A 13823-nucleotide genomic window follows, 5' to 3' on the forward strand; every position below is an offset into this window, starting at 1 on the left:
ACAGGTTGCTGTGGCGGAGCGCGCAGGGGAGGTGACGGCATGAGAGGCCGAAAAGTGGGAAGATGGAAGGGTGAACTCTGAAGCACTTGAGCAAAGCAACAATTCTGCCGGACTGGCGACTCCTGCTTTCTCCCCGTGGGAACGCCGGGCAGTCATTGACCTCTCCGCAATCCGCAACAACGTCAAGCAGGTAGTCGACCTCGTCGCCCCGGCCGCGGTCATGGCCGTAGTCAAGGCGGACGGTTATGGGCATGGCGCACTGCAGGTCGCTACCGCGGCGCTGGAAGCCGGCGCCAGCTGGGTTGGCTGCGCTCACGTCACCGAAGCTTTAGCACTGCGGAAAGCCGGGATTGAAGCACCGATGCTCGCTTGGCTCCACACCCACGACACACCCTTCGACGACGCCATCGCGGCCGGCATCGACCTCGGAGTCTCAGGCTGGGATCTGGACGCCATCGCCGCGGCCGCCCAACGACTTCAGGCCCCCGCACGCATTCACCTGAAGGTGGACACCGGGCTCGGCCGCAACGGCTCCACCATGGCAGACCTCCCGGGCCTGCTGCAGCGTGCCAGCGAATACCAGGAAGCCGGACTGCTGCGCGTGGTCGGCATCTTCTCCCACCTGGCCGTGGCCGATGAACCAGAGCGCCCAGAAACCGACATGCAGCTGGCCGTCTTCGACGAAGCCATCGCGCTGGTGGAAGCCGCGGGCTTCGACCTGGAAGTGCGCCACATCGCCAACACCCCGGGCATCCTTTCCCGCCCGGACTCGCACCACGAGCTGGTGCGACTCGGTCTGGGCCTCTACGGCCTGAGTCCCTTCGAGAATGAAACTCCTGGCTCCTTCGGCCTACGCCCTGCCATGAAGCTGGTGACCCGCGTGGCCAACGTCAAGAAGGTCCCCCTCAACCAAGGCGTCTCCTACGGGCTGAGCTACCACACCACCGCGGAAACCTATCTGGGCCTGATCCCGCTCGGCTACGCCGATGGCCTGCCGCGCATCGCTACCGGAGCGCCGGTGACCATCAACGGCAAGAGCTACCCGGTGCGCGGCCGCATCGCCATGGACCAGTGCGTCATCGACCTGGGCCCGGACGTGGACCCGGCGGACTTCCTGGGCGTCGAGGCAGTGATCTTCGGCGAGGGCGGCCAGAGCGTCAACACCTGGGCCTACGCCGCGAACACCATCAACTATGAGGTGGTCACCCGCATCTCGTCGCGCGTGCCGCGCTACTACATCCAGGGCAGCTGGGGCGAAGCCGGTGAGTGAGACGACCAAGGAATTCACCGTCCAGTTGACCGACCTCGACGCCACCGAGGCGCTGGGCACCGCACTGGGCACCCAGTTGCAGGCAGGCGACCTGGTCATCCTCACCGGGGCGCTGGGCGCGGGAAAAACCACCCTGACCCAATCGCTGGGGGTGGGATTGAAAGTCCGCGAGGGAATCATCTCCCCGACCTTCGTGCTTGCCCGCCAGCATCCCTCACTGGTCGAAGGCCCCGGGCTGATCCACGTAGACGCCTACCGGCTCAAAGACCAGAATGAGGTGGACACCCTTGACCTGGAATCCACGCTGGCCGAATCGGTCACCGTGGTCGAGTGGGGACTGGGCAAGGTCGAGCACCTGACCGACTCCCGACTGGAACTGCAGCTGGACCGCGAAACGCTCGCCGCAACTGAAGAGCAGACCGTGAATCCGTGGGAAGAAGAAGCGGACCTGGACGAACCACGTCTGTTCACCCTCAAGGCCATCGGCCCGCGCTGGGGCGAACCAGCTTTCGAACATCTGAAGAGCACGCTGCTAAACGCCGTGCACACCGGAGAACTACATGCCTAACTACCTGTCCATCGACACCTCCGCCCACGCCTCGGTCGCACTGATCGATGCCGACACCGGAGCCGTCATCGCCACCCGCACCTCGCCCAAGGGCAACGACCAGACCGAAACCCTGGCCAGCTACGTCCGCGACCTGATGGCCGGCCACGACCAGCAGGGCCCCGAATTGGCAGGCATCATCGTGGGCGTCGGACCGGGCCCGTTCACCGGCCTGCGCGTAGGGCTGGTCGCCGCGCGCACCTTCGGCTTCGTCTGGCAGGTCCCGGTGCATGGTGTCATGTCGCTGCATGCGCTCGCCGAACGGGTGCTGGAACTGGACGAGGTGCCCGACGAGTTCATCGTCGCCTCGGACGCCCGCCGCAAGGAAGTGTACTGGGCCAGGTACAACCGCCAGGGCGCCTTGACGGATGGCCCGCACGTGGCCGCGGCAGCCACCCTGCCCGCATTGCCGGTGTACGGCGTGGGCGCTGGAATCTACGAAGACGCCCTGCGAGAAGCCGGCGCCGCCCCACAGCCCGAGTCCTTCGAATGGATCGCCGAGTCCGCGTACCTGGCTAAGCATGGGCTCAAGGAACTGGCAGCCGGGAAGGACCTTTCCAACACCGCGCCGCAGTACCTGCGCGAATCCGATGCCCAGGTGCCGGCATTCATGAAGCAGGCCGAGGCCAAGGAAGCCACGGCATGAGCGTGAACTTGCGCTCCATGACCAGCGCCGACATCCCCGCGGTTCACCAGCTGGAAACCCGGCTGTTTCCCGAGGATGCCTGGCCGGTCGCCGCCTTCGAATCCGAGCTGGCCCAGCACGAAACCCGCAACTACTGGGTTTACGAAGACCAAGGCCGGATCATCGGCTACGCGGGATTGTGCACCGTGCTGCCCATCAGCGATGTGCAGACCATCGGCATTGATCCGGCGTACCAGGGACAGGGACTGGGCAGGAAGCTCATGAACCTGTTGATCGACACAGCTCGGGAGTCCAAGGCGCTGGATGTCATGCTGGAAGTCCGCTTCGACAACCCCACCGCCATTGCACTGTATGAATCCCTGGGATTCACCACCATCCACCGGCGAGAGCGCTACTACAAGGGCGGCGTGGACGCACTGATCATGAGACTGCAGCTGGATGCCCTGCAGGAAAAACGTACGCAGAAAAACGAGGAACCCACCGCATGAGCACGAAAGAACCGGTAGTACTGGGAATCGAATCCTCCTGCGATGAAACCGGCGTCGGCATTGTGCGCGGCACCCAGCTGCTGGCCAACGCCGTCTCCAGCTCCATGGACGAGCACGTGCGCTTCGGCGGCGTGATCCCGGAGATCGCCGCCCGCGCCCATCTGGAAGCCTTCGTACCTACCCTGCAACAGGCGCTGGACACCGCGGAGCTGACGCTGGATGACATCGACGCCATTGCAGTCACCAGTGGTCCCGGGCTCGCCGGAGCTCTCATGGTCGGCGTCTCTGCCGCCAAGGCGTTGGCGCTGGCCACGGGCAAGCCGCTGTATGGCATCAACCACTTGGTCGCCCACGTAGGTGTCGGCGTGCTGGAAGGCACCGTGTTGCCCCCTACCTTTGGCGCACTGCTGGTCTCCGGAGGCCATACCGAGATCCTGAAAGTCACCTCGCTGACCAACGACGTGCACCTGCTGGGCTCGACTATCGACGACGCCGCCGGTGAAGCCTATGACAAGGTCGCCCGACTGCTGGGCCTCGGCTATCCAGGTGGTCCGGCCATCGACAAGGCCGCCAAGGACGGCGACCGCAAGGCATTCCGATTCCCACGCGGCCTCTCGCTGCCGAAGTTCGTCGGCAGCGCCGAGAATCCAGGCAAGCACCGCAACAACTTCTCGTTCTCCGGACTCAAGACCGCGGTAGCACGTTGTGTGGAGCACTTTGAAGCCGCAGGGGAGCCGATCCCGGTCGCTGACATCGCCGCTTCTTTCCAAGAAGCTGTGGTGGACGTGATCACCGCCAAGGCAGTGCGTGCCATGAAGGAAAACAACCTCACTACGGTGCTGCTGGGCGGGGGAGTGGCTGCAAATACGCGACTGCGTGAACTGCTGGCGGCCCGGTGCGCATCCGCTGGCATCGCGTTGGTTGTACCGCCATTTAGCCTATGCACGGACAACGGTGGAATGGTTGCTGGTCTTGGTGCGCAATTAGTTGCTGACGGTGTTGAACCTTCAGGACTGGACTTTGCTACTGATTCATCGCAACCGGTGACGCAGATCGTGCTGTCCCGCTAAGCAGTAACACATGAGGATTGCTAGGGTCCGGCTTTTCAGAAAGCCAGACCCGAACCGTTGAAGGTGCCATGCTCTGAACGAGCATGGCACCTTCATATCTTGAGTATTGCCTCATTGTTTGCCTGCTGAAACTTATTTGTGCGTATATCAGCGCAGCAGTAGTTGGGAGTACAGCTCCCTAGCTGAAGCGGTCAGTTGGCTTGTGTGAGCATTCGGCTAACGTTATTCCTGACGATTTCGCGGAAATCGCCACCCGAAGCAGCGAACACCTCGCGCTGCAGCTGGTACTCTGCACCCCGCTCGATTAATCGGATGATGCCTTGTAGCTCGTCCGCGCAGCCCAGCTGTTCGGATATTGGCGTCAATCTCTTTACCTCGCTACGTAGGTGGTCAGTAACCAGCATTTCATCGCCTTGGGCGTTGAGAATGATGATTGCATCTAGACCGTAGCGTGCTGCGCGCCATTTGTTCTCGACGCGATACCAGTCAGGCATAACGGGGATCTTGTTGCCTGCTTCGAGACTCAGCGACATGTCGTGCACCAGGCATTGGGTCAACGCCGTGATGGCGCTGATGTCTTCCAGCGAGCTCATGCCGTCGCAGATGCGCATTTCTACGGTACCGAGACGTGCCACCGGACGAACGTCCCAGCGGATCTCCGAAATGTCGTCAATGACGCCCGTGTAGAGCATGTCGGCAACGTAAGCTTCATACTCGGACCAGGTATTGAAATGGAACGGGATGCCGGCGGTGGGCAGCTGCTGGAACATCAGCGCTCGCTGCGATGCGTAGCCTGTATCCTCGCCGCCCCAATATGGGCTCGACGCGCTGAGCGCTTGGAAGTGCGGCTGGTAGTTGATCAGGCCATCGGTGATAGGAAGAGCCTTTTCGCGGTCGTTCAAACCTACATGGACGTGCACCCCGTAGATCACCATCTGGCGTCCCCACCACTGGGTGCGGTCGATCAGGTTTGCGTAACGATCCTTATCGGTTACCGGCTGCGAAGTGGGCGCAGCGAAGGGGTGGGATCCAGCGCAGTACAGATCCACACCCATCGGGGTCGTGACTTCGCTGAGGGTACGGACGTTCTCTCGCAGTTCCGCCGCGGCTTCGGCAACGGTGTGGTGAACGCCGGTGACGACCTCCACGGTGTTCATCAGAAGCTCGGGCTTGATGGTCGGGTGCTCTTCCTCGTGGGAGATCCCGGCATCATCCTTGAGCTTGCACAGGACCCTCTCGGCGACAGAGCATAGATCGGCAGTTTCATGGTCAACGAGTGCAATTTCCCATTCGACACCGATGGTGGACTGGGCTGAGTCTGCAAATTTGATCTTCTGCACGGGACTCCTTCATTGCAAGGTCGATCCAGACGGGGCCTGAACCAGCATGTATATAAACCGGTGTACCCCACAGCCATTGGAGGATAACCGTAACCATTGTATTTGGTGCGTGGGGTTTGTCAGTCCATTGCACCAATGTCTGCAGGTTACGCGTAACAAACACGTGCTCAGTGGGGCTGAACCTCGAACGCTACGCGCTTGTCGCCAATACGTGCCAGCATCAGCGTCGCTTTGTTCTTGGCGCTCTTGGGCGATCCGGCAAGCAGAATCCGTCGCAGCTCTTCAGGAGTCACGTCCACCCCGCGTTTTTTGATATCCAGGGTGCCGATGCCATTGGTCTTGACCCAGCTGCGCAGCTTCTTCACGTTGTAGTCGTGGACTGCCACGACTTTGTATCCGCGCGCGAATGGAGTGGAGATCTGCTGCGCATGGGTGAAGTAGGCGATGTGCTCGTCTAGCAGGTGCCCGCCGGTGGACTCCAGCAACGTGGAAATCAGGTGCGAGCGAATCACGGCGCCATCGGGTTCATAGACGTGCTCCTGGAGCTCACCCACTGGTGCTGGAACGTCAGCCTGCGCTGTTACCGGATTGGTCAGTTCGTGCGCGCCGTCTTTGTCGATCACCAGTGCGGCTCGGGCAATGCCTTCGCGTCTGAGCCGGCCGAACCAAAGGCACGCTTCGATGACGGAGCCGTGGTCGGAGATCCAAACTGCTTCGGCGGTATCCGGAATGGCGTCATGAGGCAGGCCCGGGCCGAGCTTGACCCCGACGTCCTTGCCTTCGTCGACGAGCTTCTCGACAAAGGACAGGGGAGGGGAGAAAGCTTCGGGGTCGAAGAGTCGACGAGTGTTCCCTGCCTGATCGGTGCGGCGGGCCGGGTCCAGCCAGACGCCGTCGATTCCGGTGAGGTCGGTTTCCTCGGCGCTGCCGTGGACAACCTTGGCGTTCTCGAATGGCATCAGGTTAAGCGTGGTGGCAGCCGCGGTCGTTTCATCTTTTTCCACCGCGGTGACTTGCAGGCCTGCGCTTGCCAAGGCAATTGAATCGGTGCCGATTCCGCAACCGAGGTCGGCTACGTGGGTGCAGCCTGCCGAAGTGAAGCGGCGCGCGTGAAGTCCAGCGATGGTCAGCCGTGTAGCCTGTTCCAGTCCAGCCGGAGTGAAGACCAAGGAATCGGCGAAGGGGCCGAATTTCACTCGCGCCCGGTAGCGAAGTTCCGCCTGGGCAATCACCGCCCGGATCACCTGCGCGTCATGCCCGTCCTTGCGCAGTTTCTCATTCAGCGTCCAGGCCGCGTCTTTGGTGGCCACCATGGACGGGTCGATAGTCGAGAGAAGACTCCAGCCGTCAGCTGACAGGAGTGCGGCAAATTGTTCGTTCAGTGTTGAGTCATTTGAAGCCTGCGCCATGCTTTAAGAGTATCTGGGATTTGTTGTCTTCATGGTTGCGTGCTTGGGCCAGGCAGTGCGAGTTGCTGGGCGTAGCGGGGACGATTTGCCCGTTAGGGAGCAGGGACTACTCGCCTGACATCGTGCACATGCTGTCATCCGGCACGGCTTCACCTGCCGGAAATACCTGCGCTCGGAGCCCTGCTGTGACCGTCTCGCTCCCCGTCCGCCCAAGATCGTCGTACTCCAGCTCCACTGATTCAACTACCCCTGATTTGAGGGGGCTCACGAGCGCCACAACGAGCTGAACTGTTGCATGTTCGCCAGCTGCCGCTTCATGATTGGTCGAAATCTGCGCATCGGGATCTGAAGGCAGCGAGACGCCGCGGAATCCTTCCTCGCCGTCCGGAATGACGCCGAAACTCTCTATTTGGACGTTGTCGGATTTCTTGGGAGTCACCTCACGTATGAGAACAGGGCGGGAACCGTCCGCATGGATGTGCACCTGAGCGATGGCGATTTGCCCTTGCCCGTCCGAAGGGGTGCAAGCCATCGACGATGCATCGGTTTGGGTCGACAAATGGGCTCCCGCGGGTGCGCATGCAGTCAGAATCAGGCATCCTCCCGCCATGAGCCCTGCCAACGTTCGCCGGTGAATCGACATTCCGCGTTCCTCCACCTAGACGAATGATCCGCAGGTCAATCACTGACCATGGCTGTTGCAGTGGAGTTTACGTGGCCACCGGCCGAGAGCACTGTATTTGTTCCGCTGATTGGGGGAGTGGCGGCGAATTTGCCGAGGATCGCCCACGGTCGGGCGACAGCAGGTTTTCGTACAAAGCCATTCCTGCGAAGCCCGGGCGGATCGACATCTGAACGCATGAACTAAGGGCTTGGTCCCGATCGAGGCTTTCCGCATATCGAATTCACGTCACATTTACGTCATATTCAGCCCTGCAGATATTTTTCTGGATCTCCCTAAACTGGGGTATCAAGCGGGTGTCAGGCTCCCGGACGTTGCGCAGAAGGGACAATCAGCCGAGAAAGTACCCAAGTCTAGAATAAGTTTTTCTGATTCACTAGCATTGAATGAGTTTCAAAGGCTAATCCTTAACGTCGCTTCAACGGCAATCTTCGGATTGGGCAATGATGTGGTTTACGGTGCGCGAGCTGCGGGAGCCTTCTCGGAGTTTTCATTTTCTGAGGATCAAGGTTGCGAGTTTCGCGGCAGGGAAATTGTCGAGTGATCCACGTCGCACGAGAGGTGCCTCGTGGTGTTGTATGTCACCTGTGATGAAACTAAGGCAGACAACGACACGGCAGCCGACGGCGCAACGAAGCACCGTCCCCGCTCCGGAAACAGCAGGCAACGCAACGGATCACAAGCTCAAGCGACAACTCAGCAGTCGGCATCTGCAGATGATCGCCATTGGCGGCTCCATCGGCACCGGGCTGTTCGTGGCCTCCGGCGGCACCATCGCCCAGGCCGGACCGGGAGGGGCGCTCGTCGCCTATGCCGCCGTGGGACTCATGGTGTACCTGCTCATGCAGTCGCTGGGGGAGATGACCGCAAAGATCCCGGTGGCAGGTTCCTTCCAGACCTATGCCACCCGTTTCGTCTCGCCGTCCTTCGGGTTCGCCATCGGCTGGAACTACTGGTTCAACTGGGCCATCACCGTAGCGGCCGAGTTGGTGGCAGCGGGAATCGTCATGAGTTTCTGGCTGCCTGACGTCCCCGGCTGGGTCTGGGCCGGAGGGTTCCTCTTCGTGCTGACCGCGCTGAACGCCCTGTCCGCCAAGGCCTTCGGTGAAGGCGAGTTCTGGCTCGCGCTGATCAAGGTCGTCACCGTCATCGCATTCCTGGTGGCCGGCGTCCTGATGATCTTCGGCATCCTGGGCGACCATGCCGACCCGCTCGCCAATTGGCGGGAAGGCCAAGACGTCTTCCATGGGGGATGGATTTCCATCATGGCCGTGTTCATGATCGCCGGGTTCTCCTTCCAGGGCACTGAGCTGGTCGGTGTCGCGGCCGGCGAAGCCAAGGATCCCCGCCGTGAAATCCCGAAAGCCATCCGCAGCGTGTTCTGGCGCATCATGCTCTTCTATATCGGCGCCATCTTCATCATCGGCTGCCTGATCCCGTTCACCGACCCGAGCCTGCTCTCAAGCGGCGAAGCTGACGTGGCGTCCTCGCCATTCACCATGGTCTTCGAGCGTGCCGGCATCGCCTTCGCGGCAGCCGCGATGAACGCCGTCATCCTCACCGCAATCCTCTCCGCCGGAAACTCCGGACTCTACGCCTCGACCCGCATGCTCTACGCCATGGCCCACGACGGCAAGGCTCCGAAGATCTTCGGCCGCACCAACTCCCGTGGTGTGCCCATGGCCGCATTGTTCGCCACCGCTGGTGTGGGACTCTTCGGATTCCTCACCGCGCTGATCGGACAGGGCGCGGCGTATGCCTGGCTGCTCAACGTCTCGGGCCTGTGCGGCTTCATCGTCTGGGTGGGCATCGCGGTGTCCCACTACCGCTTCCGCCGTGGCTATCTGGCGCAGGGATACGACGTGTCGGACCTGCCCTACCGTGCCCCGTTCTTCCCGTTGGGACCGTTGCTCGCTTTCGTGATGCTCATTGCCGTCATTGCGGGACAGAACTACGAGGCGGTGCTCGCCGGACGCGGCCTGGAAGTGCTCTCCGCCTACATCGGCCTGCCGCTCTTCCTGGGGCTCTGGCTGATCCACAGGCTCGTGACCAAATCAAGGGTCGTCCCATTGATGAAGATGGATCTGTCCGCTCCGGAAGACATCGAGGAATCGGCCAAGGTGCGCTCTGCGCGAACCGTGGCGGGGAACTAGTGCGTTCGTTAGCACTCGCCTTGACCGAGTGCTAATAATCGTCCTAAAGTCATGTGTGGGTGGCATGCCGTTGGCATGTCACACCGCCTGACTGGATACCACCAACTGGCACCGCGACGACGGTTGGTCCAATGCCAGTAGGGCGCACCCCTACACCATTGGTTCATACATGAAAAGGAGAGACCATGTCTGTCTCCATCAAGCCGCTCGAAGACCGCATTGTCATCAAGCAGGTCGAAGCCGTGACCACCACCGCTTCGGGCCTGGTTATTCCGGACTCCGCCAAGGAAAAGCCGCAGGAAGGCACCGTTGTCGCAGTAGGCCCAGGCCGCATCGACGACAACGGCAACCGCATTCCGCTGGACGTAGCCGAAGGCGACGTAGTCCTGTACTCGAAGTACGGCGGAACCGAGGTCAAGGTCGGCAACGAGGAGTACCTGGTGCTCTCGGCTCGCGACGTTCTGGCAGTCGTCGTAAAGTAACGCCAACCTCGCGGCATCCACTAGCCATCCACCGTCACGGCGCTCGCCGGACGTGGGGGAGAAGCTACGCGGATGCAGCCGAACTTTCAGGAGTCAATGCATGGCTAAGCAGCTAGCATTCAACGAGGAAGCACGCCGTGCCCTCGAAGCGGGCATCGACAAGCTCGCAAACACCGTGAAGGTCACCCTCGGCCCACGCGGCCGCAACGTGGTGCTCGCCAAAACCTGGGGCGCCCCGACCATCACCAACGACGGTGTCACCATTGCCCGTGACATCGATCTGGAAGATCCATACGAGAACCTCGGCGCACAGCTGGCCAAGGAAGTCGCCACCAAGACCAACGACGTTGCAGGCGATGGCACCACCACCGCCACCGTCCTGGCCCAGGCACTGGTCAAGGAAGGCCTGAAGAACGTGGCCGCCGGGGCCGCGCCTGGCGATGTCCGCAAGGGCATCGAGCTGGCCACCGAGATCGTCTCCGAGCGCCTGGCCGCCAACGCCGTGGCCGTGGAGGACAAGGTCGCCAACGTGGCGGCCATCTCCGCGCAGTCGGATGAAATCGGCGACCTGCTGGCCGAGGCCTTCAAGACCGTGGGCACCGACGGTGTCATCACGATCGAGGAATCCTCCACCACCGCCACCGAGCTGGTCCTCACCGAGGGCATGCAGTTCGACAAGGGCTACCTGTCCCCGCAGTTCATCACCGATGCAGAGCGCCAGGAAGCTGTCCTGGAAGACGCACTGGTGCTGATCAACCCGGGCAAGATCTCCACCGTGGCGGAATTCCTGCCGCTGCTGGAAAAGGTCCTGGAAGCCAAGAAGCCGCTGCTGATCATCGCAGAGGACGTCGAGGGCGAAGCCCTGTCCACCCTGGTGGTCAACAAGCTGCGCGGCCTGCTGAACGTGGTAGCCGTCAAGGCTCCGGGCTTCGGCGACCGCCGCAAGGCCATGATGCAGGATCTGGCGATCCTCACCGGTGCCCAGGTGGTTACCCCTGAGCTGGGTCTGTCGTTGGACCAGGTCGGCACCGAGGTGCTCGGCTCGGCCCGCCGCGTGACCATCACCAAGGATTCGACCACCATCGTTGACGGTGCCGGAACCGAGGAAGACGTCCAGGACCGCGTGGCCCAGCTGAAGGCCGAACTGTCCCGCACCGATTCGGAATGGGACCGCGAGAAGCTCTCCGAGCGCCTGGCCAAGCTGGCCGGCGGCATCGGCGTCATCAAGGTCGGCGCGTCGACCGAGGTGGAACTGAAGGAACGCAAGCACCGCATCGAGGACGCCGTGTCCTCCACCCGTGCAGCGCTGGAGGAGGGCATCGTGGCCGGCGGCGGTACCGCCCTGGTCGACGCCCTGTCCGCACTGGATGAGGATGCCCGCGCCACCGCCGCCGAAGGCGACGTGGCAGCAGGCGTGGCCATCGTCCGCCGCGCACTGGTGCAGCCGCTGTTCTGGATCGCCACCAACGCCGGCTTCGACGGCTCCGTGGTGGCCTCCAAGGTCGCCGAATCCGGTGCCAACGAGGGCTTCAACGCCAAGACCGGCGTCTACGAGAACCTGCTTTCCGCAGGCGTCATCGACCCGGTCAAGGTCACCCGCTCGGCGCTGCGCAACGCAGCTTCGATCGCAGCCCTGGTGCTGACCACCGAAACCCTCGTGGCTGACAAGCCAGCCGAGGAAGAGGAAGCAGCACACAGCCACTAGGCTTCTGCCTGGCAGCTGATGCCGCCGCGGAACCGAGTCTCGACTCGGATCCGCGGCGGCATTCGTGCATTAATGGAACACATACTTCGACCACATACCCCGACTAAGCGATGGGAGCGCCCGCCATATGCGGCACCACCGCAATGAAGAGCCCGGCCCACCCCGGCTGCGGCGGTTCAACACCACACGCGCGGCCCGCAAGTGGATTGTCGCCGCAATGGTGTTCGGCATGGCGTTGCTGGCCGCCGGAATCGCGGCAGCCTTCCACCAGGACAACCTGTACCTCGCGGGCCTCATGAAGCACTCAACAACGGTGAGTGCAACGGTACTGTCCCAGGACGTGGACGACTGCTCAGTGCAGGTGAAACTCAACGGCGGCGAACACACCGCGCAAACCAGCTGCACGGATCAGCTGTACAAGCCGGGGTCCGAGGTCCAGCTCGTTGCCGATCCGCGGATGCCGGCAGCTGACCCGTATTACTACCACCTATACAGCTCACCAATGCAATTGGAAGAAGACGCGGAAACCGACTGGATGCTCGGAGCTTTCTTCGTGCTCATGCTGGCCGGAGGCACGTGGGCTATCGGCTACAAGTTCATGCTCAAACCAGACCGACCTGCCCACGTGCTACGCCAACTGGGCGTCAAACCGGCCCCGGGCCGTTTCGAACGCCTGGTATTGGCTTTGCAGCATGCGCGGCGCAAGGCCCGCTACACGCTGATCCTGGTGTGCCTGGTGGTGTCCGTTGCCTCAGCGGCGGCGTTCATCGTGAGCGCTGCGCAGGACGCGCGCGCCGCGCAAGACGCCGTCAGCACGCAACCGCACATCACCGCGACGCTGGCAGCCCACGAGATCACCGGGCGCTCCGGAGAGCCGGCCAAGGTTGACGTGGGCGACCGGCGGATGGCACTGAGCTGGAACACGGTAGGGCAGAAATCCATGGAACTGGGTGATGAGCTGCTCGTAGTCATCGATCCCAGATACAAGGACATTGCCATCCCTGTTGATTTCGCGCAGGGTCCCGACAACTCGTCGGGAGCTCGACTGGGTAATATGCTGTTTGTCTTTTTCCCCGGCGCTCTTCTAATGGGCCTTGCCTTCAGGGTTCTTGCCAGCAGGAGTCCATTCTCCGCATTCGAGCCGGTTCAATTGGATGAGGATGACCAGACTCACCCACTCTGAGCGAAAAGTTCATGCCCGTGTGAGAGCCGAACCAACGTCTACAACCAAGCAAAATGGCAGGTTCCCCGCTTGGCAAGGGTGCTCCCTCTTCTCGTCCTGCAGCTCCAAGCAGCGACGTACACTTGCGGAAACCTATTCCAAAATTTCGCCGACACCGAGAAGGTTTACTTGCCCGACACGGACTACGTGCAAGTAGCGATCCGGCGCTTCTCGCTCTGCTGTTTCCCGACTGCAATAAAGAGCTTCGGGAATCGGCGACTCCATGACTCCGTAGATGGGATTTCCGTTGGCATCCATGTCATACGGCAACAAAGTGGTATGGGTAAGATACAGGATCTCGGCTTCTGTCATGGCGCTATCGCCAGCATCCTGTACCCTTCGCGCTTCCCAACTGACTTCAGCGTCCGGATACATCTCTTGAAGTGCATAGCAGTTACGCTCGTTGGCCATGACCGCAATGATTGGTTCTATGTACTCCAGAGACGCAAACGGGCTGCGTTGCTTAGCGTAGACGACATAGACCTTCGATTTGTCCCGGGAATCCGGGACATGAAGCATCTTGAGTCTTGCTACAAGCTTGGTGAGAGACGGCATTGAACACCCTTCTGTACGGAAGCGTACCCATCGTCAAAATAAATCTTGCCATAGCAAAAATGGTGCCGAAGGTACTGATTGACCAGTTGGCTGTCTTCAACGTTGTCCAACAAGTTCATGGTGCCGAGCTTCGAAGACAGCGGAGAATCAGGTTCCTTCACACGTCCTAACGGAACACGTTCTAGACGAACCAG

General features: G+C 61.4%; 13 protein-coding genes. 9 read left to right on the forward strand and 4 right to left on the reverse strand.

Features of this window, described 5'->3' with window-relative positions; genetic code table 11:
- The first annotated feature begins 112 nt into the window (after window positions 1-112).
- Genes alr through tsaD form a run of 5 tightly spaced genes read left to right on the forward strand, consistent with a single transcriptional unit; the run spans window position 113 to window position 4081 of the window.
- Window positions 113-1270 (forward strand): alanine racemase, encoded by a 1158-nt coding sequence (gene alr, locus ATC04_RS06340; protein ID WP_047120834.1) that lies wholly within the window; start codon window positions 113-115, stop codon window positions 1268-1270.
- On the forward strand, window positions 1263-1838 hold the full coding sequence (gene tsaE, locus ATC04_RS06345) for a tRNA (adenosine(37)-N6)-threonylcarbamoyltransferase complex ATPase subunit type 1 TsaE (protein WP_052772430.1): 576 nt from the start codon (window positions 1263-1265) through the stop codon (window positions 1836-1838). The genes alr and tsaE overlap by 8 nt, the downstream gene beginning before the upstream one ends.
- Complete coding sequence (tsaB, locus tag ATC04_RS06350; protein WP_047119641.1) at window positions 1831-2523, forward strand: tRNA (adenosine(37)-N6)-threonylcarbamoyltransferase complex dimerization subunit type 1 TsaB; 693 nt, start codon at window positions 1831-1833, stop codon at window positions 2521-2523. Before tsaE ends, tsaB begins: the two co-directional genes overlap by 8 nt.
- On the forward strand, window positions 2520-3011 hold the full coding sequence (rimI, locus tag ATC04_RS06355) for a ribosomal protein S18-alanine N-acetyltransferase (RefSeq protein ID WP_047119640.1): 492 nt from the start codon (window positions 2520-2522) through the stop codon (window positions 3009-3011). Before tsaB ends, rimI begins: the two co-directional genes overlap by 4 nt.
- Complete coding sequence (tsaD, locus tag ATC04_RS06360) at window positions 3008-4081, forward strand: tRNA (adenosine(37)-N6)-threonylcarbamoyltransferase complex transferase subunit TsaD (RefSeq protein ID WP_047119639.1); 1074 nt, start codon at window positions 3008-3010, stop codon at window positions 4079-4081. The genes rimI and tsaD overlap by 4 nt, the downstream gene beginning before the upstream one ends.
- 191 nt (window positions 4082-4272) lie before the next feature.
- Here the strand turns inward: tsaD and ATC04_RS06365 are convergent, their stop codons facing one another.
- The 3 genes from ATC04_RS06365 to ATC04_RS06375 all read right to left on the reverse strand — a co-directional run bounded on the left by ATC04_RS06365 (window position 4273) and on the right by ATC04_RS06375 (window position 7389).
- Window positions 4273-5421, reverse strand: a complete 1149-nt coding sequence (locus tag ATC04_RS06365) for a glutamate--cysteine ligase (protein ID WP_047119638.1) — start codon at window positions 5419-5421, stop codon at window positions 4273-4275.
- Window positions 5422-5588: 167 nt separating this feature from the next.
- A complete protein-coding gene (locus ATC04_RS06370) occupies window positions 5589-6830 on the reverse strand; it encodes a class I SAM-dependent methyltransferase (RefSeq protein WP_047119637.1) in 1242 nt (413 codons plus the stop codon).
- A gap of 106 nt (window positions 6831-6936) precedes the next feature.
- Window positions 6937-7389 carry a hypothetical protein gene (locus tag ATC04_RS06375; RefSeq protein WP_146956036.1) on the reverse strand — a complete coding sequence of 151 codons (453 nt, stop codon included), beginning with the start codon at window positions 7387-7389 and terminating at the stop codon, window positions 6937-6939.
- Window positions 7390-8090: 701 nt separating this feature from the next.
- Between ATC04_RS06375 and ATC04_RS06380 the strand changes: the two genes are divergently transcribed.
- The 4 genes from ATC04_RS06380 (at window position 8091) to ATC04_RS06395 (ending at window position 13035) form a co-directional block, all read left to right on the forward strand.
- On the forward strand, window positions 8091-9665 hold the full coding sequence (locus ATC04_RS06380) for an amino acid permease (RefSeq protein ID WP_231735919.1): 1575 nt from the start codon (window positions 8091-8093) through the stop codon (window positions 9663-9665).
- 185 nt (window positions 9666-9850) lie between these two features.
- A complete protein-coding gene (groES, locus tag ATC04_RS06385) occupies window positions 9851-10147 on the forward strand; it encodes a co-chaperone GroES (RefSeq protein ID WP_013349608.1) in 297 nt (98 codons plus the stop codon).
- 100 nt (window positions 10148-10247) lie between these two features.
- A complete protein-coding gene (groL, locus tag ATC04_RS06390) occupies window positions 10248-11852 on the forward strand; it encodes a chaperonin GroEL (RefSeq protein ID WP_047119634.1) in 1605 nt (534 codons plus the stop codon).
- A 127-nt stretch (window positions 11853-11979) separates the two neighbouring features.
- Window positions 11980-13035 carry a hypothetical protein gene (locus tag ATC04_RS06395; protein ID WP_152666865.1) on the forward strand — a complete coding sequence of 352 codons (1056 nt, stop codon included), beginning with the start codon at window positions 11980-11982 and terminating at the stop codon, window positions 13033-13035.
- A gap of 132 nt (window positions 13036-13167) precedes the next feature.
- On the opposite strand, the gene ATC04_RS18760 is transcribed toward ATC04_RS06395, so the two are convergent.
- A complete protein-coding gene (locus ATC04_RS18760; protein ID WP_082123940.1) occupies window positions 13168-13629 on the reverse strand; it encodes a hypothetical protein in 462 nt (153 codons plus the stop codon).
- Window positions 13630-13823: the final 194 nt, after the last annotated feature.

This window comes from Arthrobacter sp. YC-RL1, from assembly GCF_001454985.1.
Classification (GTDB): Bacteria; Actinomycetota; Actinomycetes; order Actinomycetales; family Micrococcaceae; genus Glutamicibacter; species Glutamicibacter soli.

Bases quoted from the DNA above. Each gene is read 5' to 3' on its own strand.
- tsaB (WP_047119641.1), top strand. From the start codon at position 1,831: ATGCCTAACTACCTGTCCATCGACACCTCCGCCCACGCCTCGGTCGCA.
- rimI (WP_047119640.1), top strand. From the start codon at position 2,520: ATGAGCGTGAACTTGCGCTCCATGACCAGCGCCGACATCCCCGCGGTT.
- tsaD (WP_047119639.1), top strand. From the start codon at position 3,008: ATGAGCACGAAAGAACCGGTAGTACTGGGAATCGAATCCTCCTGCGAT.
- ATC04_RS06370 (WP_047119637.1), bottom strand. From the start codon at position 6,830: ATGGCGCAGGCTTCAAATGACTCAACACTGAACGAACAATTTGCCGCA.
- ATC04_RS06380 (WP_231735919.1), top strand. From the start codon at position 8,091: ATGTCACCTGTGATGAAACTAAGGCAGACAACGACACGGCAGCCGACG.
- groES (WP_013349608.1), top strand. From the start codon at position 9,851: ATGTCTGTCTCCATCAAGCCGCTCGAAGACCGCATTGTCATCAAGCAG.
- groL (WP_047119634.1), top strand. From the start codon at position 10,248: ATGGCTAAGCAGCTAGCATTCAACGAGGAAGCACGCCGTGCCCTCGAA.
- ATC04_RS06395 (WP_152666865.1), top strand. From the start codon at position 11,980: ATGCGGCACCACCGCAATGAAGAGCCCGGCCCACCCCGGCTGCGGCGG.
- ATC04_RS18760 (WP_082123940.1), bottom strand. From the start codon at position 13,629: ATGCCGTCTCTCACCAAGCTTGTAGCAAGACTCAAGATGCTTCATGTC.